The sequence below is a fragment of the Klebsiella sp. B345 genome (assembly GCF_051131735.1).
Lineage (GTDB): Bacteria > Pseudomonadota > Gammaproteobacteria > Enterobacterales > Enterobacteriaceae > Klebsiella.
Genome location: NZ_CP180443.1, coordinates 333652 through 346711, shown reverse-complemented (window position 1 = coordinate 346711; position 13060 = coordinate 333652). Strand labels below are relative to the sequence as shown.

Here is a 13060-nt window from a genome sequence, read left to right as displayed (position 1 = left end):
GCCATTGCCTGTTCATACTTCCGCACGCCCGGATCTCCCCTTACTCAGGAGGTCCTGTGATTCTTCCCCTCTTCACCCAGGGTATTTATGGTCGTCTGCGCCAGCAGGCGGGAGACGACTGGACAGACTACGTCGCCCACCCTTTTGTTCGCCAGCTTGCTGACGGCTCCCTGCCTGAATCGGCCTTCCGCCGCTATCTGACCCAGGACTATCTGTTCCTGATCCACTTTGCCCGCAGCTATGCCCTGCTGGTTAGCAAACTGCGCACGCTGCCGGAGATGCGCACCGCGGCCGCCTCTCTGAACGCTATTTTGGGCGAACTGCCGCTGCATGTCGGCTATTGCGCGGGCTGGGGGCTGGACGAAGCGCAGATGGCTGCCGAACGCGAAGCCCCTGAAACGGTGAACTACACCCGCTACGTGCTGGATATCGGCCATTCCGGCGATGCGCTGGACCTTCTGGTGGCGCTGATGCCCTGCGTTGCCGGCTACGCGGAGATTGGTCTCGGGCTACTGCACGACCCAGATACCCGCTTTACCGATAACCCATATGCGTCGTGGATCCGTAACTACGGCGACGCCGGCTATCTCGACGGCGTCACTGCCGCCATTGGTCTGCTGGAAACCTTGTGGCAACAGCGCGGTGCTGAATCACGTATTGCGGAACTGAGTGAAATTTTCACTACCGCGACGCGGCTGGAAGCAAACTTCTGGCAAATGGGGCTGAATGCCGCCACGGAGGCTCAGGCGTGACTGCCCCCACTCTTCATGTCCGGGATCTGAGCCTGCAGTTTGGCGCACGGATGATTTTCGCCGATCTGTCGTTCGATCTTCCCGGCGGACAGTGGACCTCATTGTTGGGGGCCAGCGGCGTGGGGAAAACCAGCCTGCTGCGGATTATCGCCGGGCTGGCCTCGCCGAGCCACGGGCGGGTTTACGCCAGCGATGGCGAGCCGCTCGGCCACCGCCTGGCGTGGATGGGGCAAAAAGATCTGCTGTATCCCTGGCTGAGCGTACGCGAGAACGTCGCGCTGGGGGCGAGGCTACGCGGAGAACGAACCGACACAGCCCGCGTGAACCGCCTGTTAGAACAGGTTGGGCTCAGCCACTGCGCCGACGATCGCCCCGCCGCGCTCTCCGGCGGCATGCGTCAGCGGGCAGCGCTGGCACGCACCTTATACGAAGACCGCCCGCTGGTGCTGATGGATGAACCCTTTTCCGCACTGGATACCATTACCCGCACGCGTATCCAGACGCTGGCGGCGGAGTTGCTGGTTGACCGTACCGTGGTGCTGATTACGCACGATCCCATGGAAGCCTGCCGCCTGAGCCATCGGCTGCTGGTGCTCTCGCCCGCGGCGGGCGGCATGGACGACTCACACCATCTGGCGGGTGTTCCCCCCCGCGCACCGGACGATCCGGTGCTGCTGACCAGCCAGGCTGAACTGCTGCAACAGTTGATGAGGGCCAACGGATGAGCGGCAAACTGTTTCGCGGCGGCGTGGTGTTCTGCGGTCTGTTGCTGCTGTGGTGGCTGGCGAGCCGCAGCGGCATCCCGGCGTTCCTGCTACCGTCACCCGCAGCGGTGGCCGAAGCTTTGTGGGTTAACCGCAGCTGGCTGGGCTGGCACACTCTGGTCACGCTCAGTGAGATCCTCAGCGGTCTGGTACTTGGCGTGCTGCTCGGGGTGGCGCTGGCCCTGTGCATGATTATCTCTCCACGGTTGCAACGCTGGCTGATGCCGCTGGTGCTGACCAGCCAGGCGATTCCGGTCTTTGCTCTCGCCCCGCTGCTGGTGCTGTGGTTTGGCTTCGGGATGAGCGCCAAAGTCATGATGGCGGTGCTGGTGATCTTCTTCCCCGTGACCTCGGCCTTCTTTGACGGCCTGCGGCGGGTCAACCACGACTATCTCGATCTGGCCCGCACCATGGGCGCCTCTTTCGGTGCGCAACTGCGTCACGTGCGGCTGATGGCCGCGCTGCCGGCGCTTGGTTCTGGTCTGCGAATGGCGGCCGCCGTTGCGCCAATTGGCGCGATCATCGGTGAATGGGTCGGTTCGGCGGAAGGCCTGGGCTACGTGATGCTCAATGCCAATGCGCGCATGCAGACCAACGTCTGTTTTGCCGCCCTGTTTATTTTAGTACTGCTGACGGTCCTGTTGTGGCTGGCGGTAGATGCCTTTTTACACCGGCTGATTAACTGGTCGCCGGAATGATGACCGACACAGAAACAAGGAATAGCCATGAATAAATCGATGTTCGCCGGATTGACCTTCAGCGCCCTGTTGAGCGGGCAGGCCGTCGCTAACGAAAAACTGACGCTGGTGTTGGACTGGTACATCAACCCGGACCACGCGCCGATTATGGTGGCAGAGCAGATTGGCGCGTTCAAAGCCCAGGGACTGGACGTTAAGATCGTTCCGCCATCTGACCCGGCGCTGCCGCCGCGTCTGGTGGCCGCAGGCCAGGCGGACCTGGCGATAACCTACCAGCCGCAAGTGCACTTCTTCGCCGATGAAGGGCTGCCGCTGGTCCGGGTCGGTACGCTGATCGACTCGCCGTTAAATACGGTGATCGCCCTCGATAAAAACATCAAAACCCCGGCCGATTTGCAGGGCAAAAAGGTCGGGTACTCGGTGAGCGGCATCGAGCAGGCGACGCTGGCGACCATGGCGCAGAACGCCCATATCGACCCGAAAAGCATCACCCTGATCAACGTTAACTTCCAACTGACCAGCGCCCTGCTGGCGGGCCAGGTCGAAGCAGTGATTGGCGGCTACCGTAATATAGAAGCGCTGGAGCTTAAGCTGCAGGGCAAAGCACCGCAGGTGATGAACGTCGAAGATTTCGGCGTCCCGGCCTATGACGAGCTGGTCATTGTCGCTAATCGCGACCAGGTGCACGCGGTGAAAATCAAAAAATTCCTCGTGGCGCTGCAACAGGGTGTGAGCTATTTACGCGCCCATCCGCAGGAGACCTGGAAGACTTTTGCTGCCGCCCACCCGGAGCTTAACACCGAACTGAACAAGCAGGCCTGGGTGCAAACGGTGCCGCTGTTTGCTGACCGTCCGGCAGCGCTGGATAAGTCTCGCTATGAAGCTTACGAACAGTTTTTATATAACAACAAGTTGCTCAAAAAAATCACACCGCTGACAAATTATGCGGTTGAACTGCAGTGAGTAACCCTACCGCTGACGGAACATTTTCCGTCAGCAAACCCAACGAAGCGGTAATTACCACCTGCTGATTTGTTTACCAGAAATTACACTTTTCTTGCGTTTACTGCGTTAAAAATAAGCAATATAAATCATATGGTTATCATTGATTTCAGCAATGTAAAAATAACGTAAAAATACCTCAATAAATAAAACGTTGAATGCAGATTTAAAAAGCCATATATTGTGCGCGCTTTATGAATGGCGATTCATTTTCTTAAACCAATTATTCAACCAGAGCTCAACCGTAGCGCTGGTTGTGGGAGTGATATGATGACGGATAAAGTCCGTATTGATACTTTAAGTGCAGATTTATTGGACGCTAACAACGAAACCTTTTTGGCCCGTCAGGCTGAATTCGAATCGAACGTCAGGAGTTACCCACGTAAGCTGCCGCTGGCGATTACTAAAGCGGAAGGTGTGTGGTTAACCGATGCGGATAACAAACAGTACCTGGATTGTCTTGCCGGTGCTGGGACCCTGGCCCTTGGCCATAACCACCCTGATGTGCTGCAAAGCATCCAAAGTGTCATTACCAGCGGCTTGCCGTTACATACTCTCGATCTGACCACCCCGTTAAAAGATCGCTTCTCCGAATACCTGCTCTCTTTGCTGCCTGGCGAAGGGAAAGAATATTGCCTGCAGTTCACCGGCCCGTCCGGCGCTGACGCCGTGGAAGCGGCCCTGAAGCTGGCGAAAAAATACACCGGTCGTTCTTCCGTTATCAGCTTCTCCGGCGGCTATCACGGGATGACCCACGGTGCGCTGTCGGTGACCGGTAACCTGTCACCGAAAGAAGCGGTTAACGGCATGATGCCGGAAGTGCAGTTTATGCCGTATCCGCACCAGTACCGCTGCCCGCTGGGTATCGGCGGTGAAGCCGGTGTGAAAGCACTGACTTACTACTTCGAAAACCTGATCAACGACGTGGAAAGCGGCGTGCGTAAACCGGCGGCGGTCATTCTTGAAGCCGTTCAGGGTGAAGGCGGCGTGAACCCGGCTCCGATTGAGTGGCTGCAGCGCATCCGTAAAGTAACTCAGGAACACGGCATTCTGCTGATCATCGACGAAGTTCAGGCTGGCTTTGCCCGTACCGGTAAGCTGTTTGCCTTCGAACACGCCGGCATCGAGCCGGACATCATCGTGATGTCAAAAGCCGTTGGCGGCGGTCTGCCGCTGGCCGTTCTGGGTATCAAGAAACAGTTTGATGCCTGGGAACCCGGTCACCACACCGGCACCTTCCGCGGCAACCAGCTGGCGATGGCAACCGGCCTGACCACCCTGCGTCACCTGAAAGATAACAACATCGCTGGCAAAGTTGCGGCACAGGGCGAGTGGCTGAAAGGCAAACTGGCCGAGATGCAGAAACGCTACCCGGTGATGGGCCACATTCGCGGTCTGGGCCTGATGATCGGTATCGAGATCGTTAACCCGAACGAAGCTCAGGATCACATGGGTTGCTACCCGGCTGACGGCGCGCTGTCTGCCCTGCTGCAGAAGAAATGCTTCGAAGCGGGTCTGATCCTTGAGCGTGGCGGTCGCGGTGGCTGCGTACTGCGCCTGCTGCCGTCCCTGCTGATCAGCGACGCTGAACTCGGGATTTTCCTCGACAAATTTGAACAGGCCATGCTGGCCGCCGGTGTAAAACCGGTCTGATGGAGCGAGTGACCGCAATGTCCAAATTGAATCCGATCCTTGCCGGTTCGCCGCAAAGTATTGAGGCCTACCAGCAGGTGATCGCCCAGACCAGCCAGGCCGTGGCGCAATGGCTGCAGCAGCCTGAGATGTACCAAGGGAAAAGCGTCGCCGAACTGCGCGAACGCATTACCCTTGAGTTCACCGAGCAGGGTCTGGGTAACCAGGCGGCGATTGAACGTGCGATCGAGTACTTCCTGAAAGACAGCCTGTCGGTACACCACCCGCAGTGCGTGGCGCACCTGCATTGCCCAAGCCTGGTGGTGAGCCAGGCGGCGGAAGTGCTGATCAACGCCACCAACCAGAGCATGGACTCCTGGGACCAAAGCCCGTCGGCCACCATCATCGAGATGAAGCTGATCGAATGGCTGCGTGCCCGGGTGGGTTACCAGTCAGGCGACGCCGGTGTCTTCACCAGCGGCGGCACCCAGAGCAACCTGATGGGCTTGATGCTGGCGCGTGATGCGTTCTTTGCACGTCAGGGCCACTCGATCCAGCAGGATGGTCTGCCGGGCGATATTCGTAAGTACAAAGTACTGTGTTCTGAAAACGCCCACTTCTCGGTGCAGAAGAACATGGCGCTGATGGGCCTCGGCTACCGTTCCGTCACGCTGGTCAAAACTGACCGCTTTGCGCGCATGGACGTCGAAGACCTGAAAGCGAAAATCGCCGAGGCGCAGGCCAACGGTGAGCAGATCATGGCTATCGTGGCAACGGCCGGTACCACCGATGCCGGTGCTATCGATCCGCTGCGCACCATTGCCGGCATTGCGGCAGAGCACCAGATCTGGCTGCACGTCGATGCGGCATGGGGCGGCGCGCTGCTGCTGTCCGAGCAGTATCGCGATTATCTGGACGGCATTGAGTGCGTGGATTCCATTACCCTGGACTTCCACAAGCAGTTCTTCCAGACCATCAGCTGCGGCGCGTTCCTGTTAAAAGATCCGCGTCACTACGAGCTGATGCGCTACCAGGCGGCCTATCTGAACTCCGAGTTCGATGAAGAGCATGGCGTGCCGAATCTGGTCTCCAAATCGTTGCAGACCACCCGCCGCTTCGATGCCCTGAAGCTGTGGATGGGCCTGGAAGCGCTGGGTCAAAAACAGTACGCGGAAATCATCGATCATGGTGTCACCATGGCGAAGCGCGTTGCGGAGTACGTCACGGCACAGCCTACGCTGGAGCTGGTGATGGAACCGCAGCTGGCAAGCGTGCTGTTCCGTTCACGTCCGCAGCAGATGGCCGACAGCGATGCCGCCGCCATTGCCCTGCTGAACCAACGTGTCGGCGACGCGCTGCTCGATTCCGGTCGGGCTAATGTCGGCGTGACCGAGCACAATGGCGTGACCTGTCTGAAGCTGACGCTGCTGAACCCGATTGTCACTCTGGATGACGTGAAGGTACTGCTGGATCTGGTTGAACGCACCGCGCAGGAGTTGCTGGCGAAATAAGGCGTCACCGAATGCCTGGCATTCGGGCCTGTTGTCGCAGCACCGAACAAAAAGCCGATAACTGTGGTTATCGGCTTTTTTATGTCTGATTTATGTCTGACACAAAACGTGACGCTGTCACATCTTCTCAGCTTCTGGCCTCCTGCAATAGCTGCTGGATAACCTGCTCCTGGTGGGCATAATCCCCCTCGCCAAATGCGGTGTAGCGCAGTTGACCGTGGGCATCAAACAGATAGTGGGCCGGCCAGTACTGATTACCGAAGGCATTCCAGATGGCATAGCCGTTATCCGCCACCACCGGATAGGTAATGTGCCATTGCGCGACCGCCTGACGCAGCGCCGGCAGCGAACGTTCCCACGGGTATTCCGGCGTATGCACTCCGACCACCACCAGGCCCTCGGCGCGATATTTGTTGGCCCACTCGCCCACGTGCGGCAGCGTATGCTGACAGTTAATACAGTCCCGGGTCCAGAAGTCGATCAGCACCACCTTCCCTTTCAGGTCTTCCGGGCGCAGCGGCGGACTGTTGATCCACCCGCTTCCTCCGGCCAGCGACGGTAACGCGCTGGAAGGCGGCGGCGTGACGGGTTGCAATACCGCCGCCGGCTGGACCGTCGGCAGACCGGTACTCAGCCGCTGCTCCAGCGCCTGAGTCAGACCGCTGGCCCCTTGCAGATAGCGATCTGCCCCGCTGGCAATCAACGTCACCGAACCGAGGATCGCCACTCCCGCCACCTGGCGCAGCCGCTGGCTGAACGCCAGTCCGCGCTGCAGACGCGCCACCAGTTGCGAACCAAACCATCCCAGTAGCGCCAGCATCAGCGCACAGCCGCTGCCGTAAGCCGCCAGCAGGACCCCGGTTGTGACCGAACTGCCGTTGAGAAAACCCACGCTAAGGATCGCCCCCAGCACCGGACCGGCGCAGGGTGCCCACAGCAGACCGATGGCTAGCCCTGCCAGCAGGGCCGAGGCGCCGCCCGTCTGGCGATAACTGCGATCGTTAATCCGATTACCCAACGCCACTAGCGGCGCGCTCAGGCGCTGGGCGATGCCGGTCGACAGCAAACTCAGGCCGACCAGCGCCAGAAACAGCAACGCCAGCCAACGACCCACTACGGTCAGAGTCACCACCCAGCTGCTGGTAACGGTCACCAGCAGCGACACGGCGGTAAACATCAGCACCATACCGCCGAGGGTTAGCAGTAGATGCCAGCGTTTCCCGCGCAGGCTAGCAAAAATAAGCGGAATGACCGGTAAGGTACAAGGACTCAGCAGCGTCAGCATGCCGCCGAAAAAAGCGATTAGCACAGACATCATATTCACCTCATCATCAACGCGTGGCCGGAAGTGGCTACGGGTCCATTACAGCAGGCGGATGTCGTGGCAATGTGTCTGAAATCGTGGGGTATTGTCAGCTCAGGTATCGCTTTCTACGGGAGATACAGAAGGATACAAAGCGGCGGCGTCGAGGCGCAGGCTGACCGTAAGTCCGCCCTGCTCACGGTTGCGTAGTTTCAGGGTTCCCTGCATCTGGTTCGCCAGATGCGCGGCAATCGCCAGCCCTAACCCGGTACCGCCGGTATCGCGGTTGCGCGAGTTTTCCAGGCGATAAAACGGCTGCAGGACCGCTTCGAGATATGCCTCCGGGATCCCCGGACCGTTATCACACACCGCAATAATGGCGTCGCCGTTGTCGCCATAGTTCAGGGTAATCGCGACAGATTCGCCGAACTTTAAGCCATTATCGATCAGGTTAGTCATGATCCGTCGCAGCGCCTGCGGCGGGACCTGCACCGGGGCATCGCCCGCGGCGGGCGTAAAGGTCACCGGTCTGCCGACGTCGGCATAGTCCAACGCAATGCTGTCAAGAAACGCATTCAGGCTCAGGTTCTGGCGTTTCTCCTCCAGCGGCTGCGCCGAACGGGCAAAGGCGATACCTTCCCTGACCAGACGGCTCATATTATCGAGATCCTGCAGCAGCTTATCGCGCAGCTCCGGCGCGTCGGCCATCTCGACCCGCAGCTTCATGCGGGTAATCGGGGTCTGCAGGTCGTGAGAGATGGCCGCGAGGATCCGCGCCCGCTCCTGAAGATGGTCGTGGATCCGCGTCTGCATCGCATTAAACGCCCGGGCGGCGTGTTGCACCTCCAGCGGCCCTTGCTCCGCCATGACTCCCGGAGTCGTGTCCGCCGGTTCAAGGGCATCAATCGCTTGGGTAAAACGGGTCATCGGGCTGACCACCTGACGCACGGCATACCACGCGCAGGCCAGCAGCAGCGCAAACTGAGCGAACAGCACCGCCGGGAGCCAGCGGGCAATGGCCGGTAAGCGCGGCCACAGGTCGATGCTCAACGGGGCGCCGTCGTGGAGGATGACGTGCGCCTGAATATGCTCCCGCGGCCCGGGCAAGGCCACAATACTGAGCGGATAGTGCCCGCTGAGCGCCTCCTGCAGCGAGCGCACCGCATCGCGGGAACGCCAGCTGGTAGGATACTCTCCGCTTGAACCGGCGGAGAGCTGATAGCGGTAGTTACCCCGTGCCAGCCGTGCCAGCCAGTGCGGGCGCTCAGCGGCGGGCAGCCGGTCGAGGATCGCCACGCTGGTGGCAACATCGTATTCGAGGTTGCCCAGCATCACGCTGCGGGCGCTGCTCATCCGCTCATACAGCAGCAGCGACAGCGTCAGGGCATTGGTCAGGATCAGGGCGAGAAAAATCATCACCATCAGCCGGGCGCGCAGCGAGGCGGGCCACAGTTTCATTCCCGTGCCTCACGGATCGCCACCGGCACCGACAGTACATAGCCTTCGCTGCGCACGGTCTTGATATAGGCCGGTTCTCGGGCGTCTTCGCGCAGCCGTTGCCGTAAGCGGCTGACCAGCAAATCGATTGAGCGCTCAAACAGTTCTGCATCACGTCCCTGGGTCAGATTCAGCAATTGATCGCGGTTAAGCACTCGCTGCGGATGGTCGAGAAAAACCCGCAGCAGGCGATACTCCGCCCCGCTGAGGGCCACAATGATGCCGTCGTGATCCAGCAGGTGACGTGCCGAGGTATCCAGCTGCCAGTCGCCGAAGGCGATCAGCCTGCCCGCTTCGGTAATTTGCAGATTGGGCGGCAGCGCGCGGGTGCGCCGCAGGATGGCTTTAATGCGCGCCAGCAGTTCACGGGCGACAAAGGGTTTAACCAGATAGTCATCGGCGCCCATCTCCAGCCCCAGAATACGATCGCTGTCGTCTGCCCGCGCGGTCAGCATCAGCACCGGGATGTTGTGCTGACCGTCGTTGCGCAGCTGGCGACAGAGGGTCAGGCCGTCGTCACCGGGCAGCATAATATCCAGCACGATCAGATCGACATACTGACTGTGCAACACCGACCACATTGCCTTGCCGCTGGCGGCTCCGGTGGCGCGATAGCCTGACTTTTGCAAATAGTCGCTGAGCAGTTCGCGAATATCGCGGTCGTCATCGACAACTAAAATGTGGTCAATATGTTCCAATGCCGGCTCCATTCAGAATGAGTACAACTCAAAAAGAATATGCGTTGTTGCCGGAAGCGCAACCCTACGCCCCCGGCGCAGGGGCTACAAACGGTCGGCATCGATCACCGCTTGCGCAAACTCCTGCGGATCTTCCTGAGGCGGGTTATGGCCGATGTTTCCGGTTAAGGTACGGTGCTGATATTTTCCCGTAAATTTCGCCCGATAGCTTTCCGGTTTCGGATGCTGCGCGCCGTTGTTGTCACCTTCAAGGGTGATGGTCGGCACGCTAATCGGCGGCAGCTGCGCCAGTTTTTGCTCATAGGCTGCATAGCGCGGTTCGCTTTTATCAATCCCCAACCGCCAGCGATAGTTACTCACCGTCACCGCGACATGGTCCGGGTTATCCAGCGCTTTGGCGCTACGGGCGAAGTCGGCGTTGCTGAATGTCCAGCCCGGCGAGGCCTGATGCCAGATCAGCTGCGCAAAATCATGGGTGTTCTGACGATAGCCCGCTTCACCACGCGCGGTGGCGAAATAAAACTGATACCACCATGACAGTTCCGCCTGCGGCGGCAGGGGTTTTTCACCCACCTGCTGGCTGCTAATCAGATACCCGCTCACCGAAACCAGCGATTTCACCCGTTCCGGCCACAGCGCCGCCACGATGTCCGCCGTCCGCGCGCCCCAGTCAAACCCGGCGAAATCGGCCTGTTTAATCTGCAGGGCATCCATCAGGTGGACAATATCTTCCGCCAGTGCCGAAGGCTGGCCGTTGCGCGGGGTGCTGGCGGAGATAAACTGCGTGCTGCCATAGCCGCGCAGGTAAGGCACGATCACGCGAAACCCTTTTTGCGCTAACGCTGGCGCCACCTTCTCGTAGCTATGAATATCATACGGCCAGCCATGCAGCAGGATAACCGGTTGACCATCGCGTGGGCCGATATCGACATAGCCGACGTTCAGGTCACCGGCCTTAATCTGTTGAATATGATTGAAGGCGTCGGCATCTTCCGCCGCACATACGCCCGCCGACCACAGTGCCGATGCCGCCAGCATCAGCGCGCTACCTTTACGGAACAGAGATATTGTGTTCATTAGCAACCCCACCTGTTAACGGAGAAATAAGAGAGTACGCCAACAGTTAAGCAGGGTTTTGTATATGGCATATGGTGGAACAGCTGGGTTTTTGTATCACTGTGTAGAGCGCGGTACGCCAGATACAATGTGGTACAAAGCCGTACTGAATGGCGACAGAAGAGCGCCCGGCCAGAAGCAGGCCGGGCGTTGGCGGGTTATTGCGCGTCGGCGCTGTCCACCTGCGGAACCTGAGGATCGGCCCTGGCAGCAACGTCCGGGGCATTGGCCGGATCAAAGATGTGGTCGAGGATAGCGCGCGCCGTCGGCCCTGCCACCACGCCATCGCCGCCGCCGTTCTCCAGAATCAGCGCCATCGCCACCTTCGGATGCTGATACGGCGCAAACAAGGTGTAGAAAATGTGGTCGCGCAGGCGCACCGGGATCATCTTAGCGTTGTAGGTCTGATTCTCTTTCAGGCTAAAGACCTGCGAGGTCCCGGATTTCGCTGCAATCTGATATGGCGCAGTATGGAACAGTTTATAGCCGGTGCCGTTCGGCAGGTTCGCCATCCCGTACATCCCGTTGCGCACGATGCCCCAGTACGGTGATTTCGGGTCGCCCACCTGCGGGGTATTTTCCGGCGGCTGATAGCGCTCGACTTTATTGCCCTGCTTCATTGAATACAGCAGATGGGGATTTTTCACCTTACCGTTGTTGATAAGCGTGGTCAGCGCTTTCACCATCTGGATCGGCGTGGCGATCCAGTACCCCTGGCCGATCCCCACCGAAATGGTATCCCCTTGATACCACGGCTTCTTGTGGACCCGTTGCTTCCATTCGCGGCTCGGCAGCACGCCGGCATACTCTTCGTTCAAATCGATGCCGGTGGACTGGCCGTAACCAAACTTGCTCAACCAGCTATGGATCCGGTCGATACCCATTTCAAAGGCCACCTGGTAGAAGAAGGTGTCGGCGGACTCTTCAATCGCTTTGGTCACATTCAACATCCCGTGGCCGCTTTTCAGCCAGTCACGGTAGCGCCGTTGGGTGCCGGGTAGCGTCCAGGTTGGCGCGCCAAAGAAGCTGGTGTTGGGCGTAATCACACCGGCGGAGAGCGCCGAGAGCGCCATATAGGGTTTTACCGTGGACGCCGGGGGATAGAGCCCCTGGGTAACGCGGTTGATCAACGGCCGATCCTGGTTATCGAGCAGCGAACGATAGGCTTTATAACCAATGCCTTTAACAAACGGATTCGGGTCATAGCTGGGGCTGGAGACCATCGCCAGCACGCCACCATCGCGCGGGTCGACGGCAACCACCGCCGCACGCTGGCCTTTCAGCACCCCTTCAATGTACTGCTGCAAATGCAAATCCAGGGTCAGATAGATATTCTTTCCGGCTACCGGCGGCACCTCTTTGAGCAGGCGCACGACGCGTCCGTGGTTATCCACCTCCACTTCCTGATAGCCGGTGGTGCCGTGCAACTGCTGCTCGTAATAGCCTTCAATGCCCTGCTTGCCGATGTTGTGGTCCGCGGCATAGTTCTCCGCCTCGCCGTTTTTCGCCAGCCGTTGCAGGTCGCTATCGTTGATTTTCGAGACATAGCCCACCACGTGGGCCAACTGCGCGCCATAGGGATAATCGCGTTGCTGGTAGTTCTCTACCGTGACGCCGGGAAAATGAAACTCGTTCACCGCAAAACGGGCCACTTCCACGTCGCTGAGATCCGACTTCAGGGTCACCGGTTTGTAGCGGCTGTTGTGGTGCATATCGTCACGGAAGCTGGCGATATCGTCCGGGGTTAAATCGACGATCGGCGTTAAGGCGTTCAGCAACGCTGTCATATCCGGGATTTTGCTGGGGATCACCTCTAAACGATACAGGGTGATGTTCTGTACCAACGGGATACCGTTACGGTCGAAAATAAGCCCGCGGCTCGGCGCGATAGGCACCATTTTGATGTCATTCTGGTTCGATCGGGTTTGATAAAAGTCATGCTGTTCAACCTGCAGGTGATAGAGGTTAAAAATCAGCACGCCAAAACAGACCACAACCAGTAGAAATGCGACCACGGCTCGACGAATAAACAGCATCTCTTCTGCTGAGTGATCGCGTATTTCATCTCTCAATTGGCTCATTAACGG

The 13060-nt window shown here is 59.0% G+C and carries 11 protein-coding genes; 6 read left to right on the top strand and 5 right to left on the bottom strand.

From position 1 onward, the window contains the following. Positions 1–56: 56 nt before the first annotated feature. The 6 genes from ACMYSO_RS01615 (at position 57) to ACMYSO_RS01590 (ending at position 6359) form a co-directional block, all read left to right on the top strand. Positions 57–752, top strand: a complete 696-nt coding sequence (locus ACMYSO_RS01615) for a TenA family protein (protein WP_434668952.1) — start codon at positions 57–59, stop codon at positions 750–752. Beyond that, the gene (locus tag ACMYSO_RS01610) at positions 749–1477 is read left to right on the top strand and encodes an ABC transporter ATP-binding protein (RefSeq protein ID WP_434668951.1); all 729 of its coding nucleotides are present in this window, start codon (positions 749–751) and stop codon (positions 1475–1477) included. The genes ACMYSO_RS01615 and ACMYSO_RS01610 overlap by 4 nt, the downstream gene beginning before the upstream one ends. Beyond that, positions 1474–2214 carry an ABC transporter permease gene (locus ACMYSO_RS01605; RefSeq protein WP_434668950.1) on the top strand — a complete coding sequence of 247 codons (741 nt, stop codon included), beginning with the start codon at positions 1474–1476 and terminating at the stop codon, positions 2212–2214. Before ACMYSO_RS01610 ends, ACMYSO_RS01605 begins: the two co-directional genes overlap by 4 nt. 27 nt (positions 2215–2241) lie before the next feature. Then, on the top strand, positions 2242–3177 hold the full coding sequence (locus ACMYSO_RS01600; protein WP_434668949.1) for an ABC transporter substrate-binding protein: 936 nt from the start codon (positions 2242–2244) through the stop codon (positions 3175–3177). Positions 3178–3483: 306 nt separating this feature from the next. Beyond that, positions 3484–4869 (top strand): diaminobutyrate--2-oxoglutarate transaminase, encoded by a 1386-nt coding sequence (locus ACMYSO_RS01595; RefSeq protein ID WP_434668948.1) that lies wholly within the window; start codon positions 3484–3486, stop codon positions 4867–4869. Positions 4870–4877: 8 nt separating this feature from the next. Further along, complete coding sequence (locus ACMYSO_RS01590; RefSeq protein WP_434668947.1) at positions 4878–6359, top strand: pyridoxal phosphate-dependent decarboxylase family protein; 1482 nt, start codon at positions 4878–4880, stop codon at positions 6357–6359. A gap of 127 nt (positions 6360–6486) precedes the next feature. On the opposite strand, the gene ACMYSO_RS01585 is transcribed toward ACMYSO_RS01590, so the two are convergent. The 5 genes from ACMYSO_RS01585 to mrdA all read right to left on the bottom strand — a co-directional run bounded on the left by ACMYSO_RS01585 (position 6487) and on the right by mrdA (position 13054). Beyond that, complete coding sequence (locus tag ACMYSO_RS01585; protein WP_434670708.1) at positions 6487–7674, bottom strand: cytochrome c biogenesis protein/redoxin; 1188 nt, start codon at positions 7672–7674, stop codon at positions 6487–6489. A 102-nt stretch (positions 7675–7776) separates the two neighbouring features. After that, entirely contained in the window at positions 7777–9120 is a 1344-nt protein-coding gene (locus ACMYSO_RS01580) for a HAMP domain-containing sensor histidine kinase (protein ID WP_434668946.1), read from the bottom strand. Beyond that, positions 9117–9857 (bottom strand): response regulator, encoded by a 741-nt coding sequence (locus ACMYSO_RS01575; RefSeq protein WP_434668945.1) that lies wholly within the window; start codon positions 9855–9857, stop codon positions 9117–9119. Before ACMYSO_RS01575 ends, ACMYSO_RS01580 begins: the two co-directional genes overlap by 4 nt. An 84-nt stretch (positions 9858–9941) precedes the next feature. Then, positions 9942–10934: an alpha/beta fold hydrolase gene (locus tag ACMYSO_RS01570; protein WP_434668944.1), complete on the bottom strand. Its 993-nt coding sequence runs from the start codon at positions 10932–10934 to the stop codon at positions 9942–9944. Positions 10935–11131: 197 nt separating this feature from the next. Beyond that, positions 11132–13054 carry a penicillin-binding protein 2 gene (gene mrdA / locus ACMYSO_RS01565; protein ID WP_434668943.1) on the bottom strand — a complete coding sequence of 641 codons (1923 nt, stop codon included), beginning with the start codon at positions 13052–13054 and terminating at the stop codon, positions 11132–11134. Positions 13055–13060 lie beyond the last annotated feature (6 nt).

What these genes read in the sequence shown, in the direction of transcription:
- ACMYSO_RS01605 (WP_434668950.1), top strand. Translation starts at nt 1,474, where the DNA reads ATGAGCGGCAAACTGTTTCGCGGCGGCGTGGTGTTCTGCGGTCTGTTG.
- ACMYSO_RS01600 (WP_434668949.1), top strand. Translation starts at nt 2,242, where the DNA reads ATGAATAAATCGATGTTCGCCGGATTGACCTTCAGCGCCCTGTTGAGC.
- ACMYSO_RS01595 (WP_434668948.1), top strand. Translation starts at nt 3,484, where the DNA reads ATGATGACGGATAAAGTCCGTATTGATACTTTAAGTGCAGATTTATTG.
- ACMYSO_RS01585 (WP_434670708.1), bottom strand. Translation starts at nt 7,674, where the DNA reads ATGTCTGTGCTAATCGCTTTTTTCGGCGGCATGCTGACGCTGCTGAGT.
- ACMYSO_RS01580 (WP_434668946.1), bottom strand. Translation starts at nt 9,120, where the DNA reads ATGAAACTGTGGCCCGCCTCGCTGCGCGCCCGGCTGATGGTGATGATT.
- ACMYSO_RS01570 (WP_434668944.1), bottom strand. Translation starts at nt 10,934, where the DNA reads ATGAACACAATATCTCTGTTCCGTAAAGGTAGCGCGCTGATGCTGGCG.
- mrdA (WP_434668943.1), bottom strand. Translation starts at nt 13,054, where the DNA reads ATGAGCCAATTGAGAGATGAAATACGCGATCACTCAGCAGAAGAGATG.